Raw genomic sequence first — 13,914 nt, 5'->3', positions numbered from 1 at the left:
ACGGGGGCGGGGGCTCAGGCACCCGCGACCGCCCGAGGCGCCCTCGGGGGGCTTCGGCTCCCCGTGCGCGGGTCCCCGGGCCCGTTGACAAATCCACAGGGGGTGATCGGTTTCGACTTCGGTGATCGTTTCAGGGGAAGCGGGCCGAGGGTTGCGTTTGTGACCTCGTTAATCCTGCATTCGCATTAAATATCAAGTGCCAATTCCAAGCGCACTGAGTTCGCTCTCGCTGCCTAAGCGATAGCAACTCTGTCGGCCTGGGCCTGTCCTCGGCTCAGTGTCCGGCATCGTTAAGAGGACTCACCACCGGGATCAGGCCACGGGGCCTGGTGGGACATCTTCGTGGCTGGGCCTGTCAGCGAACTGTCCGTGGTAGCGCTGGGGCCGAGTAGAACGACAGCACGGACTGCGCCCGGAGAAGCTCTGGTGCGGTGCTGAAGGACGCGGGTTCGATTCCCGCCACCTCCACCCCTGAGAAAAAGCCCCTGGCCTGCGATGAGATCGCACGGTCAGGGGCTTTTTCATTTTCTGCGCGTCACGCGCGCGCCTCTGGGAGCGTGCCCGGGGAAAGGGGGCCCTGCCATCGGCAGGGCCCCCTTTCCTGTTTCCCGGCGGGGTCAGTCGGGGTTCACGCGGTCGGCCCCGTGCCCCCGGTCGTCCCAGCGGAATCGGAGGCGGGCCGTTCCGGCCCCTCCGTCCGCTCCTGCCGCTCGGCGTCCTCGGGGCGGCGGGACAGGCGGGAGGGCCACCACATCCGCCGGCCGACGTCCAGGCTCAGTGCGGGGACGAGGAGCGAGCGGACCAGCAGGGCGTCGAGCAGGACCCCGAAGGAGACCAGGAACGCCAGCTGGAGCAGGAAGAGGATGGGCAGCACGGCCAGCGCCGCGAAGGTCGCGGCGAGCACCACGCCGGCCGAGGTGATCACCCCTCCGGTGAGCGTGAGCGCGCGCAGCACCCCTTCCCTGTGGCCGTGGCGCACCGCCTCCTCCCGGGCCCGGGTCATGAGGAAGATGTTGTAGTCGATCCCCAGCGCCACCAGGAACACGAACGCGAAGAGCGGGACCACCGGGTCGGCCCCGGGCAGGTCGAGCACGTGGTCGAAGACCAGCGCCCCCGCGCCCAGTGCGGAGCCGAAGGACAGCACGGTGGTGGCGATCAGCAGCACGGGGGCGACCACCGACCGGAGCAGCACCACCAGGACCGCCAGGACCACCGCGAGCACGAGCGGGATGACGACCGCCAGGTCCCGCTCCGAGGTCTCCAGGGTGTCCAGGGCGACCGCCGCGGCCCCGCCGACGCGCGCGTCGGCGCCGGGCACCGCGTGGACCCCGTCGCGCAGGTCACGGACGATCTCCACCGCCTCGGAGGATTCGGCCGGCGCGGCCAGGGAGACCTCCAGCAGCACGCGTCCGTCCTCGACCCGCGGCTCGGCCGGTTCAGCCGCCTGCCCCGGGGCCTGGCCCGCGCCCGGCCCGGGGCCGTCGGTCAGGACCTGCGCTCCGGTGACGCCCGCGACCCCCTCGGCCGCGGCGGCGACGTCGTCGGCCCGCCCGGCCTCGGCGGTCACGACGGCCGGTACCGCCCCGGCCTCCGCGCCGAAGGCCCGGTCGATGGTGCGCTGCCCCTCGACGGCCTCGACCTCGGTGCGGAAGACGTCGAGCTGCGAGGTGCCCTCGGCCTCGAACTGCGGGACGAAGGCGGCGGCCGCCGCCAGCAGCAGCGTGGTGCCCACCCACAGGGCGCGCGGTCGGCGCTCGACCACCCGGGCGATGCGCCCCCAGAGGGGGTGCGCGCGCAGGACCGACCGGAGCGGGGCGTCGGCGTCCGGGTCGGAGGCCGCGCCGTCCGGGCGCGGGGCGAACGGCCAGAAGGCGCCCCGGCCCAGCAGGAGGAGCGCCGCGGGCAGGAAGGTCAGCGCGGAGACCAGGGCCGCGGCGATGCCCAGGGCGGCGACCGGTCCCAGGCCGCGGTTGGAGGACAGGTCGCTGGCGAGCAGGCACAGGACGCCGAGGATGACGGTCCCGCCCGAGGCCAGGATCGGGGCGGCGGTGCCGCGCACGGCCGATCGCACCGCCCGCACGGGGTCGGCGCCGGAGCGCAGGGCCTCGCGCTGGCGGGCGACCAGCAGCAGGGCGTAGTCGGTGCAGGCGCCGACGACCAGGATGAACAGGATGCCCTGGCTCTGGCCGTTGAGGTCGACCAGGCCGGCCTCCGCCGCGGCCCCGACGGCCGCGGCCGCCAGCACCAGGGCGAGCAGCGAGGCGGTGATCACCACCAGGGGCAGCAGCGGGGAGCGGTACACGGCGATGAGGATGACCAGCACCGCGGCCAGGGCGACGGCCAGCAGCGTCCCGTCGATGCCCCCGAAGGCGGCCGACAGGTCGGCGCTGATCCCCGCGGGGCCGGTCACCTGGACCTCGGCCCCCTCCAGGGCGCTGTCGGCCAGGAGGGCGCGCAGCTCCTCCACGGCCTCGCCGGTGTCGGCCGACTCCGCGACCGGCACCACGATCTGGGCGACGCTCTCGTCCTCGGTCCCGGGGACCGGGCCGGCGACCTCGCCGTCGACCCAGGGCTCACCGGAGACGCGCTCGGCGTCCTCGGAGATCGCGGCCAGGCTCTGCGGCCCCATCGGACCGTCCGCCGAGTAGACGGCGATCGCCGGAACCGCGGCCGAGTCGTCGAACGCCTCGCGTTCCTGCTGGACCTGCGTGGACTCGGCGCCCACCGGCAGGAACGCCGAGGCGTCGTTGGTCTGCGCGTCCGAGAGCCGGCCCATGGCCGAACCGAGCGGCCCCGCCGCCGCCAGCCAGACCAGGACGACCAGTACGGCCGCGCCGTACCAGGCCCTCCGGCCGCGTGTCCTGCCGCGCATCGCTCGTCCTCCCGGTGTGGTGTGCGTCATCAATATCTTGGTTTCCGTTTATCTTGGAAATCAAGATAAATCATGGGCCGTGTCCCGCGTCAAGCCCGGGCGCCGTTGTCCCCCGAAGGCCGTGAGCGCCTAGAATCCAGTCCCGGACACGGCGGCGCACCGGCTCTCCGGCGCAGTCGGGGAGTGGGGAGGTGCCCGATGGAGGATCCCGCCGGATCGGCGGACCCCGCCGGCAGGGCGGAGGGGAAGCCGCCGCACGGCGGGCGCGAAGAGCTGTACCTGGACATCCAGAACGACGGACAGCGCCTGGCCGCCGGGCTCATCCGCCTGCTGCACGCGATGTCCGACGGCTCCGGGCTCAACCCCAGCGACTTCCAGTGCTACGCCCTGCTGAAGGTCGGCGGCCCGATGACCCCGGGCGAGATCGCCCGGGACCTGCGCCTGACCACCGGGTCGGTGACCGGGGTGGTCGACCGCCTGGAGGCCCGCGGCCTGGTGGTCCGCGACCGCCACCCCGAGGACCGCCGCAAGGTGGTCGTCCGCCCCGCCGTCGGCGCCGAGAGGCCCCCGGTCCCCGGCGGGACGGGGATCAGGGAGGCGATGACCGCCCTGCACGACCGCTACTCGGTCGGGGAGCTGGAGGTCATCGCGGACTGGCTGTCCCGGATCGGCGCCACCCTCGACGCCCTGGCCGGGCGGTCCGTCCCCCCGGAGCCGGGCCCGGGCGGCTGACCGGCCGCCCGGCGCCGTCACCGGGGCTCCCCGCCCGTCCGCGGCTCTCGCTCGGCGGCGCGGACGATGTTGCGGGCCATCGAGCCGAACACGATGCCGTGGAAGGGGCGCACCGACCACCAGTAGAGCTGGCCGGCCAGTCCGCGCGGGTGGAACAGCGCCCGCTGCCGGTACCGGGTGCGCCCGTCGCGGACCTCGGTGCCCAGCTCCAGCCAGGCGAGTCCGGGCAGGCGCATCTCGGCGCGCAACCGCAGCAGCCGCCCCGGCTCGATCTCCTCCACCCGCCAGAAGTCCAGGGAGTCGCCGACCCGGAGCCGCCGGGGGTCGCGCCGCCCCCGCCGCAGGCCCACGCCCCCGACCGCGCGGTCGATCCAGCCGCGGGCGGCCCAGGCCAGGGGCCAGGAGTACCAGCCGTTCTCCCCGCCGATGCCCTCCACCACGCGCCACAGCGCCTCGGGGGAGGCGCGGGTCGCCCGCTCCCTGGTGTCGGTGTACAGCGAGCCGCCCGCCCAGCCGGGGTCCGTGGGCAGCGGGTCCGAGGGCGCCTTGGGCCAGGAGGCCGAGGACCACCGGGTGGCGACGTCGGCCTCGCCGATGCGCTGCAGCGCCAGGCGCAGTGCCGCGTCGGTGTCCAGGCGCTCGTGGTCCTGCAGGGCGTCGGCCAGGTCGTCCTCGCGGCAGACCACCTCGTGCCGCAGCGATTCCGCCAGCGGGCGGGCCACCGCCGCGGGGACGGGCGTGACCAGGCCGACCCACAGGCCGGACAGCCGCGGGGTGAGCACCGGGACCGGCAGGATCAGCCTGCGTCCGATGCCCGCGGCGCGGGCGAAGCGCTGGATCATGTCGGCGTAGGTGAGCACGTCGGGCCCGCCCACGTCATAGGCCCGATCGGTGCCCGGGGGCAGCCCATCGGCTCTGACCAGCAGGCGCAGCACGTCACGCACGGCGATCGGCTGCACCCGGGTGCGCACCCACCGCGGCGCGACCATCACGGGAAGGCGCTCGGTCAGGTAGCGCAGCATCTCGAAGGAGGCCGACCCCGAGCCGAGGATGACCGCGGCCTGGAGCACGACGGCGGGGACCGGGCCGTCGAGCAGGATGCGCCCCACGCGGCGCCGGGAGGCCAGGTGCGGGGAGAGCGGGCCGCGCTCGGGGGCGAGCCCTCCCAGGTAGACGATGCGCTCCACGCCGGCCTCGGCGGCCGCGTGGGCGAAGGTGCGGGCCGCCCGTGCGTCCTCTTCGGCGAAACCGCTCCCGCCGCCCATTGAGTGCACGAGGTAGTAGGCGGTCCGCACGCCCTGCAGGGCCGGCCTGAGCGAGGCGGCGTCCAGGACGTCGCCCTGCACCACCTCGACGCTGTCGCGCCACGGGTGGTCGCGCAGCCTCTCGGGGGAGCGTGCCAGGCAGCGCACCCGGCGCCCGGCCGCGAGCAGCTCGGGGACCAGCCGTCCGCCGATGTAGCCGGTGGCCCCGGTGACGAGGACGGTCACCGGTCAGCCCCCCGATCCCGAAGGCCGCCGTGTACGGCGACGCCGCTCTGGCCCCATGGTGGTTCCCCCGCTCCCTCGGCCGTCGCACCCCTGACGGCAACGGTGTGCCGGTCAGGCCCCGTCGGCAAGGCGAAACGCGTTCGCAACGCTTTTCCAAGGCCAACCTTTTGAGTTCCTGCGGTCCGCCGGCGGCAGAGGAGCCGAGTGGTCCCGGCTCATGGTCGCCTGCCGGGCGCCGGGTCGGCGGAGTGCCAGGTGGAGGGCGGCGGCCAGGGAAGGCCGGCGGTCCTTGCGGCACTGCTGTCGAGCGTTCGGCGTGCGGGCGGTCACCCGAGAGGGCGGTGGCGGAACGGCGGGCGCCGCATCCGTGCCCGCGTATCGGGCGGCGGGCCGTCGGAGGGTCGGCCAGGCGCGGCATCGCGGTGCATATCGGGTGCCAGAGGGGGCTCGGGGCATCGGGAGTGGTGAGACCACCACATTGGGCGCCCATAGTGGTGGTCTCACCACTCCCGATGCCCGCCGCCCCGTCCGGCCGGTCGTTCGAGACAGGGCCGGCACGCCTCGTTCACCGACGGCGCACCCGGTCACGGATCGAGGGCGCGCAGGGCCTCCTCCCAGCGGGTGCGGCGGTCCGGCAGGGGCTGTTCCCACCACGGGGTCCCGCGTTCGCCGAGGCCGGTCTTGGCCGTGTGCACCCGCGCGCGGGCCCGGCGCTCGGCCTCCCGGTCGTCCGCGCGGCGTGCCGCGGCCACCGCCCGCCGCGCGTCCATCAGGTGGTCCACCAGGCGGCGGCGCACGTCCTCGGGCAGCTCGGGATCGGAGGCGCGCCACCGGCGCCCTCCGATCAGGAGGTGGCGCCCGTCGTCGGACCGCTGTACGTCTGCCACCCCCCGGTCATGCCCGGGGAGCGGCGCGGCCACGCGCCCGCGGCGCTCAGAAGAGGGAGCGGAAGAGGGCTCAGGAGATCGGGCTCAGCACCCTCCGGCGGGGCCGGGGCACCTGCATCGGGGCGGGCGCGGTCACCGACAGCACCTGGGCCGGGGCCTCGGCGTCGAGGGCGGCGGTCAGGGAGGACAGCGCCTCGCGGGACGGGGCCGGGCCCAGGGGGCCCAGCTCGGCGCCCAGCCGCTGCCCCGGGGACAGGTCGGCGACCGCCCGGCCCAGGGCCTCGCGGGCGCGGGACAGCCCCGCGGACAGCCCGCCGGCCGCGCAGTCCACCTCCAGGCGCTCCCAGCGGACCCCGGCCAGCTCGTGGTGGCGGACGCCGGTGACGCGTCCGTCCCCGACGTCCGCCACTGTGGCGCCCTTCGGGCCCGGCTCGCCGGAGTGGCGTCCCTGCGGGGTGCCCGGGTAGACGATCCACGGGTCCGCCGACACCACGGTCCTGCGGTGCTCGTGGCCGAGCGCCCAGTAGTCGTAGCCCTTCCGTTCCAGGGCGTCCATGGCCGCCGGGGCGAACGGGACGTGCAGGACGCCCACGTTGGCCGCCCCCGGCACCGGTGCCGGCAGGCCGTGGACGGCGGCGGCGCCCGGGCGCGGGGCCGTGTCGGACCCGTGGAAGGCCAGCCCGGCGCCGTCCAGGACCACCGTGCGGGGCGCACCGGGGCCGAACCGGTGCACGTTGGGCGGCAGGGGCCAGGCCAGGCGGCCCGGGTAGGCGGTGTCGTGGGGCCCGTCGGCGACGACGACGGCCGCGTCCGCGGCGTGCAGGCGCTCGGCCTGCTCGCGCAGGCGGCGGACGGTCTCCTCGCGGTGGTGGTCGCGGTCCCACAGGTCCCCGGCGACCACCAGGGCGGCGGCGCCCTGGGCCAGGACCAGGTCGGCGAGCGGTTCGAGCACCTCGGCGGCGGCGTCGCGGGCGGTGCGCCCGGCCTCGGGCCGGCGCGGCGACAGGCCCCGCAGCGGGCCGTCCAGGTGCAGGTCGGCGGTGTGCACGAAGGTCGTCACGGCGGCCACGGTAGCCGCCCGCCGGGCCGCGGGACCGGACCCGCGGGGGACGCCCGGCGAACACCGGGCGAACACCGCGTGCGGCCCCGGTCCGCGGGCCGGCGGGTCACCGGTCCGTGGCGCCCACCAGCCAGGCGACCTTGCGGGCGGTCAGCGGGATGCTCTCGCTGGTGCCCAGGTGGACGCCGAAGGAGGCGAGGAAGGCGTGGCCGTGCTCGCGGCGCTCGCAGCCCACGTCCTCCACCGCGTACTCGGAGTCGGGGTTGCTCACCCGCAGCACGGGCGGCTCTCTGCGGATCACCCGTGTGCCGACACCGTACTTGGCCAGAGCCTCGGCCAGGCGCGAGAGCTGCTCGCTCTCGGCGGTCTCGGCGGGCGGCGGCGCCGTACGGGAACGCGCGTTCTTCTTCTTGGCCATGGCGCCTCCTCACGCTCGGACATGCCTTCACAGCACTGCCATTGTCACCCTCAGTAGCGTTACTCATCCGTAGCAACGGCCGCGACACGCCGGGCCGGTCGTGGCGGGCGCCCCCGGCGGCGGCGAAGGTGGCGGTCAGGAGCGAGGGGGAGGGGCACCGTGAAGATCGCGTTTCTCATCGTGGACCGCGACCACATCGGGGGTGTGGTCAGCGCCGTGCACAACCTGGCCGGGGCGCTCGCCGGCCGGCACGAGGTGGAGGTGGTGGCGCTGCGGCGGGCCCGGGACCGGTCCCCGTTCCCGCTCGACCCGCGGGTGCGGGTGGTGAACCTGACCGACGTGCGCCCCGAGTCGCCCACCGGCGACGCCGAGGACCCGCTGGCGGTGCAGCGCCCCCGCGTCTACCCGGACGACCCCGCGCAGAAGACCCCCAAGGTGGGGCGCCTGGCCGAGCTCCGGCTGCTGCGCTACCTCGCCGGGACCGACGCCGACGCGGTGGTCAGCTCCAACCCGAGGATCACCGTGGTGCTCGCGCGCGCGGACGGCGGCGGCTACCTGCGCCTGGCCCAGGAGCACTCGCACCCCTGGGGCTACGCCCGCGAGGTGAAGCGGGAGCTGTACCCCGCCTACCGGGCGATGGACGCGGTCACCGTGCTCACCCCGGAGGTCGCCGAACGCCTCCAGGCCGACACCGGCGGCGGGCACTCCATGCCCGCGGTGCCCAACTGCGTGCCCCCGGCCGGCGGGGGCGGCCTGCGCGCGGCCGGCGCCCCGTTCATCGTGACCGGGGGCGTGCTCAAGCCGCACAAGGGCTTCGACGTCCTGGTGGAGGCGTTCGCGAAGGTGAGCGGGGAGTTCCCCGAATGGGGCCTGCGCATCCACGGGGGAGGCCCGGAGAAGGCGCGGATCCGGGGCGTGATCGAGGAGCGCGGCCTGTACGAGCGGGCCCACCTGATGGGCCCGACCGAGCGCCTGCCCTGGGAACTGGCCAAGGGGGCGGTGTTCGCCCTGCCGTCCAAGCGCGAGCCGTTCGGCAACGTCCTGGTGGAGGCGATGTCGCTCGGGCTGCCCGTGGTGAGCGCCGACTGCGACCACGGGCCCCGCAACATCATCACCTCGGGCAAGGAGGGGCTGCTCGTGCCGCCCGGGGACGCGGAGGCCATGGCCGACGCGCTGCGGGTGGTGCTGGGCGACCCCCGTGCGCGCTCGGAGATGGGCGAGGCGGCGCGGATCGGGGCCGAGCGGTTCGACGAGGCGCACAGCGCGGAGCGCTTCGAGGCGGTCCTGGAGGAGGCGTCGAAGCGCCGGTCGCGGGAGGTCCAGGGGCGGGTCTCGGTCGACGGCTCCGGCGACGTCCGCATCGACCTGCACGGCGCGCCCGAGGGGTCCGAGGTGGTCCTGCACCGCCGCACCGGGGGTGCGGGCGGCGGGCGCGGGGCCGAGGCCGCCGTGTTCCCGGCGGAGGCGGGGACGGCGGTCGTCCCCCGGCTGGGCGGACCGGGCGAGGGGGAGTGGCGGGTCGCGCTCCGCCGGCCGGACGGCGCCGAGACGGCGGTCGGATGCTCCGCCTGCGACACGTCGGGCTACCTGGGGGCCCCGCGCCTGTCCCGGGAGGCGCCGGGGCTGCGGTCGCTCCTGCCGTACGTGGGCGAGGACGGCGCCCCGGCCGTGCGCAGCCGCGTGCGGACCGTGCACGCCGAGGTGCGGTCGGTGCGCACGGCGGAGGGGCGCATCACCGTGGTGGGGGAGCTGTGGGGCGCCGAGCCCGGTCCGGGCGCGCGGGTGGAGGCGGTGCGGCGGGGGAGCGGCGTGTGCGAGGCGGAGGCGCCGGCCCGGGCGGCGGGCGGGGGCGGCTTCCGCGCGGAGCTGCCCGCGCGCGTGTTCGCCTCCCGTTTCCGGGGCGAGGAGGCCATCTGGGACCTGTGGCTGCGCCCGGACGAGGGGGCCGACCGGACCGGGCTGTGCCGCCTGGACACCGACGTCCTGCGCACCACACCGGTCTTCACCCACCCGGACCTGACGGTGCCGGGCCCGCGCCGCCCCGGGGCGCGCCTGGGCCCGCTGGGCCTGCTGCGCCCGCGCCGGTGCACGGTGCGGGTGTACTTCTCCAGCGCCGACCGCCTGGCCGTCAAGGTCGTCGCGGCCCCCTGAGGCGGGCCGGAGGGGGCGCCGCGACCACGGCGCCCCGGCCTGGGGAACGGCGCCGTCCCCGGAGGCCGGGGGCCCGCCCCAGGGGGCGAATCGTCCGGTGATCGCGTGTCATGGACCCGCAATGACAACGCAGAGTAGTTGTATGGCTACAGAAAGGATGGTGTCCGGCACCGCCGGGGTCTCCGATTGGACTGCGCATGCCCGCTCTCAGCGTGATCGTCCCCGTCTACAACGTGGAGAGGTACCTGGGCGCCTGCCTCCGCTCGCTCCGCGGCCAGACCCTCACCGACCTGGAGATCGTCGTCGTCGACGACGGCTCCCCCGACGACAGCGCCCGGATCGCCGCCGAGCACGCCGGCGACGACCCCCGGGTCCGGCTCGTCCGGCAGGACAACGCCGGGCTCGGCGCGGCCCGCAACACCGGCGTCCGGCACGCGGGCGGCGACTTCCTCGCCTTCGTGGACAGCGACGACGCCGTCCCCCCGCACGCCTTCGGCACCCTGCTCGCCGGCCTGCGCGAGACCGGGTCGGACTTCGCCACCGGCAACGTGCACCGCCTCGACGAGCTGGGCACCCGCCCCTCCCCGATGCACCGCAGGATCTTCCGCACCTCGGCCCGCGCCACCCACGTGACCCGCCGCACCACCCTGCTCACCGACCGGCTCGCCACCAACAAGCTGTGGCGGCGCGCGTTCTGGGACGCCCACCGGCTGTCCTTCCCCGAAGGGGTCCTCTACGAGGACATCGCCACCGTCATCCCGGCGCACTTCCTGGCCTCGGGGGTGGACGTGCACTCCTGCCCCGTCTACCTGTGGCGCGAGCGCCCGGGCGACGACGCCTCCATCACCCAGGACCGCCTGCACGAGCAGGGGCTGCGGGACCGCTTCCGGGCCGTGCGCGCCACCGCCGACTTCGTCGGCGGCCACTGCGGCGCCGAGGACCGCCGCCGGTGGGACGCCACCGCCCTCGGCAGCGACCTGCGCATCTTCCTGCAGCTCCTCGACGAGGCCGACGACGGCTTCCGGACGCTCTTCTGCGACCTGGCCGAGGACTACCTGGCACAGGCGCACCCGCGCGCCCTCGCCTCGCTGCCCGCCCTCGACCGGCTCAAATGGCACCTGGTGCGGCGCCGCGACATGGACCGCCTGGCGGAGGTGCTCACCTTCGACAAGAGCGCCGAGAGGCGGCGGGCCGGCGCGGTCCGGCACGGCCTGGCCTACTACGGCGACTACCCGTTCAAGGACGACCCCGCGGCAGGCGTCCCGCGGCGCGTCTACCGGCTCGGCGCCGAGCTGAAGCTGCGCCAGAAGGCCGAGCGGCTCGCCTGGCAGGACGGCAGGCTGGTGGTCGAGGGCAGGGTGTGCCTCAAGCACCTGCGCCCGGTCCGCCGCTACCAGCAGTTCGTGCGCGCGCACGCCGTCGACCCCGACACCGGGCGCCGCCTCCGGCTGCCGGTGGAGGTCTTCCAGGCCCCCGAGTTCCCGGCCGCGCCCGACGCCGTCGGGGCCCGCCTCGACTGGGGCGGCTACCGGGTGGTGGTCGACCCGCTCCGGCTGGGCGGGCGGGACGGGCGGCGCTCCGGGGAGTGGCGGATCGACCTGACCGTGGTCAACCGGGGCATCGCGCGCACGGCCGCGCTCGCCTCCCCCGCCGCGGGCGCGCCGCGCCGCCCCGAGTCCGCCCAGGTGGCGCCGGGGACCACCGCCCGGCCGGTGTGGCGGGGCGGGGGCCTGCGGGTGCTCGTCAACGCGGACCGGGCCGCCGTCACCGGGCGCGCCTGCTCCGACGGGCACCTGGTGCTGGAGGGCGCGGTCGCCGCCCCGCCGCCCGGCGCGGCGCTGCGCCTGCGCCGCCTGCCGGGTGACCGGGAGGTGGACGTGCCGCTGCGCCTGACCGAGGACGGCGCCTTCGCCTGCGCCCTCCCGGTCGCCGACCTGGCCGACGGGCTGGAGGAGCGCAGGCGCGCCCCGGGCGGGCCCGTGGCCGGCGAGCGGTGGGAGGTCCGGCTGGTCGGCGAAGGCGTGGAACCGCGTGCGCTCTCCGTCGAGGGGGTGCCGGACGAGCCGCTGCTGTCCGGAACGCGCTGTGCGGCGGTGGAGCAGGACCACGCGGGCGCGGCCGTCGTGCGCGTCTCCGTCCCCCAGCCGGTCCTGCGGTCGGCCCGCTGGGAGGAGCGCGTGCTGGTCCTGGAGGGGGTGCTCCCCGGGGGCGAGGCGCTCTCGCCCGGCCCCCGCCTGGTGATCAAGGCGAAGGGGCGGAACGAAGAGCACGCCTTCCCCTTGGCGGTCGAGGGGGCGCGCTTCCAAGCGCGCGTTCCGGTGGACGCGGTCCCCTGCTTCGGTGACACGCTTCCCCTGGCCTCGGGCTCCTACCGGCTGCACATGCGCACCGCCGGGGCCGGCGAGGGGCCGGCCGGCGCAGGGGCCGCTCCGCAGGTGCCGGTGCGGGCCTCGCGCGTGCTGCTGGGCGGGCTGCCCGCCGCGGACGACTCCCCGGAGTGCCCGGCGGTGCTCGACGCCGCCGACGCCACCACGCCGGTCCTCACCGTCGGCCCGGCCCTGCTCCCCGAGGAGCGGGGCCCGCGGGCGCAGAAGCGGCTGCGGGAGGAGGCCTACCCGGCCATGCGGGAGCTGCGGGTGCGCTCGCAGGTGCTCTTCGACAGCTACTCGGGCAAGCAGTTCTCCGACAGCCCGCGCGAGGTCTTCGAGGAGCTGCGGCGCCGGCGCTCCTCGGCGCCGTCGCTGTGGCTGGTCCGGGACCGGCAGGTGCGGACGCCTCCGGCGGTGCGGCCGGTGCCGCACGGGAGCCGGGAGTACTTCGAGGCGCTGGCGACCTCGGAGGTGGTCGTCACCAACGCCCACCTGCCGTCGTGGTTCGCCAAGCGCGAGGGCCAGACCGTGGTGCAGACCTGGCACGGGTCCATGCTCAAGCGGATCGGGTTCGACATCGAGCGGGTGCGCTTCGCCGCCCGCNGCGCTCCGCCCCCCGCGGCTACCACGAGCGGCTCGCCCGGGAGGTGGCCCAGTGGGACTACCTGGTCTCGCCGAGCCCCTGGGCCACGCCCATCCTGCGCCAGGCGTTCCGGTTCGAGGGGACGGTGCTGGAGACCGGGTACCCGCGCAACGACATCTTCCACTCGCCCGAGCGCGAGGAGACGGCCCGCGCGGTGCGCGCACGGCTGGGGCTGCCCGAGGGCAAGAAGGCGGTGCTGTACGCGCCCACGTGGCGGGACGACAGGTTCTACTCGCCGGGGCGGTACAAGCTGGACCTGCGGCTGGACATCGAGCGGATGCGCGACGCGCTGGGGGACGGGCACGTTCTGCTCGTGCGCCGCCACCCCAACATCGTCGACCGGGTGCCCGGCGCGGGCGACGGGTTCGTCGTGGACGTGTCGGCCTATCCGGAGGTGCAGGAGCTGTTCCTGGTGGCGGACGTGCTGGTCACCGACTACTCGTCGCTGATGTTCGACTTCGCCAACACCGGGCGGCCGATGCTCTTCTACACCTACGACCTGGAGGAGTACCGGGACCGGCTGCGCGGCTTCTACTTCGACTTCGAGGAGGTCGCGCCGGGTCCGCTGATCCAGGACCAGGACGGCCTGGTGGAGGCGGTGCGGGCCGCCGACGCCGTACGGTCGCAGTACAGCGACCGGTATGCGGCCTTCGTGGACCGGTTCTGCCCCCTCGACGACGGCAAGGCGGCCGCGCGGGTCGTGGACGCCGTCTTCGGCGACCTCCACGGCACCGCCGGCACCGGGGCGTCGGTGCCGGCACCGACGCCCCGGCAGGAGACCCCCGCCCCCGATCTGGAGGAGGCGGGACCGGGAGGCACCTGACCCCGCTCGGCAGCGGAGCGACCGGGGTCCCCGGGTGTTCGCGGGGCAGGGCAGGGCGGCGGACCGGTGGCGCCGGTGCCTGTTCTCCGGTGGTGTCCGGACGGTGTGCCGAGGGCGTCGCCGTCCGGGCGTCCCCGTGGCCTGGCGGACGCACCGCCGCCACGGGCACCGTCGAACGCGTCACCGTCGGCCGCGAGCGGCCGCGAGCGCTTCATCGCCTCCGCCGAGGGCCGACGCCCCGGGAGGCGAAGAGGCGGGGCGGTCCCCCCGGCTCCCGGGCGGCCGCAGGGCCGCCGGGGCCCGGGCGGAGGCGGCGACACGGGAACAGCGGGACCCCGCTCAGGGCCGTCGGCCGGGCGGCGGGGTGCCGGGCGGAGGGCGGCGACGACGGGGCGGGGCGGTTTCCCGGCCTGGGCTGTCGGCCGCCGGTTGGTCGGTGGTGCGGGCTGGAGGGGGCGACGGGACGGCG

Annotated in this window: 8 protein-coding genes, 1 other RNA gene and 1 pseudogene; 5 read left to right on the top strand and 5 right to left on the bottom strand. The window is 76.0% G+C overall.

Translation table 11 applies throughout. The features are described from left to right. Window positions 1-98 precede the first annotated feature (98 nt). Window positions 99-471: a transfer-messenger RNA gene (gene ssrA, locus D450_RS32370) on the top strand. A 157-nt stretch (window positions 472-628) separates the two neighbouring features. Here the strand turns inward: ssrA and D450_RS29860 are convergent. Next, entirely contained in the window at window positions 629-2,872 is a 2,244-nt protein-coding gene (locus D450_RS29860) for an MMPL family transporter (RefSeq protein WP_017538475.1), read from the bottom strand. Window positions 2,873-3,070: 198 nt separating this feature from the next. Here D450_RS29860 and D450_RS0109710 point away from each other — a divergent pair, with 198 nt between their 5' ends. Further along, window positions 3,071-3,604, top strand: coding sequence for a MarR family winged helix-turn-helix transcriptional regulator (locus tag D450_RS0109710; RefSeq protein ID WP_017538474.1), 534 nt, complete (start codon window positions 3,071-3,073; stop codon window positions 3,602-3,604). A 17-nt stretch (window positions 3,605-3,621) separates the two neighbouring features. Here D450_RS0109710 and D450_RS0109705 read toward each other — a convergent pair whose 3' ends face one another. The 4 genes from D450_RS0109705 to D450_RS0109690 form a co-directional block, all read right to left on the bottom strand. Continuing rightward, the gene (locus D450_RS0109705; protein WP_017538473.1) at window positions 3,622-5,094 is read right to left on the bottom strand and encodes an SDR family oxidoreductase; all 1,473 of its coding nucleotides are present in this window, start codon (window positions 5,092-5,094) and stop codon (window positions 3,622-3,624) included. A gap of 584 nt (window positions 5,095-5,678) precedes the next feature. Continuing rightward, complete coding sequence (locus D450_RS0109700; RefSeq protein WP_017538472.1) at window positions 5,679-5,981, bottom strand: hypothetical protein; 303 nt, start codon at window positions 5,979-5,981, stop codon at window positions 5,679-5,681. Window positions 5,982-6,051: 70 nt separating this feature from the next. After that, window positions 6,052-7,041, bottom strand: coding sequence for a metallophosphoesterase family protein (locus D450_RS0109695; protein ID WP_017538471.1), 990 nt, complete (start codon window positions 7,039-7,041; stop codon window positions 6,052-6,054). Between the two features lie 106 nt (window positions 7,042-7,147). Beyond that, the gene (locus D450_RS0109690) at window positions 7,148-7,459 is read right to left on the bottom strand and encodes a hypothetical protein (RefSeq protein ID WP_017538470.1); all 312 of its coding nucleotides are present in this window, start codon (window positions 7,457-7,459) and stop codon (window positions 7,148-7,150) included. Window positions 7,460-7,618: 159 nt separating this feature from the next. On the opposite strand from D450_RS0109690, the gene D450_RS0109685 reads away from it, so the two are divergent. The 3 genes and pseudogenes from D450_RS0109685 to D450_RS35410 all read left to right on the top strand — a co-directional run bounded on the left by D450_RS0109685 (window position 7,619) and on the right by D450_RS35410 (window position 13,445). Beyond that, on the top strand, window positions 7,619-9,610 hold the full coding sequence (locus D450_RS0109685) for a glycosyltransferase (protein ID WP_017538469.1): 1,992 nt from the start codon (window positions 7,619-7,621) through the stop codon (window positions 9,608-9,610). Between the two features lie 197 nt (window positions 9,611-9,807). Next, window positions 9,808-12,516, top strand: a pseudogene (locus D450_RS29855) (glycosyltransferase); the annotation flags it as partial. Beyond that, entirely contained in the window at window positions 12,480-13,445 is a 966-nt protein-coding gene (locus D450_RS35410; RefSeq protein ID WP_338037965.1) for a CDP-glycerol glycerophosphotransferase family protein, read from the top strand. The pseudogene D450_RS29855 and the gene D450_RS35410, both read left to right, overlap by 37 nt. Window positions 13,446-13,914: the final 469 nt, after the last annotated feature.

The sequence above is a fragment of the Nocardiopsis halophila DSM 44494 genome (assembly GCF_000341245.1).
In the GTDB taxonomy this organism is placed as follows: Bacteria; Actinomycetota; Actinomycetes; order Streptosporangiales; family Streptosporangiaceae; genus Nocardiopsis_A; species Nocardiopsis_A halophila.
The sequence above is the reverse complement of the archived record's forward strand: the minus strand, read 5'-3'. Positions and strand labels throughout refer to the sequence as shown.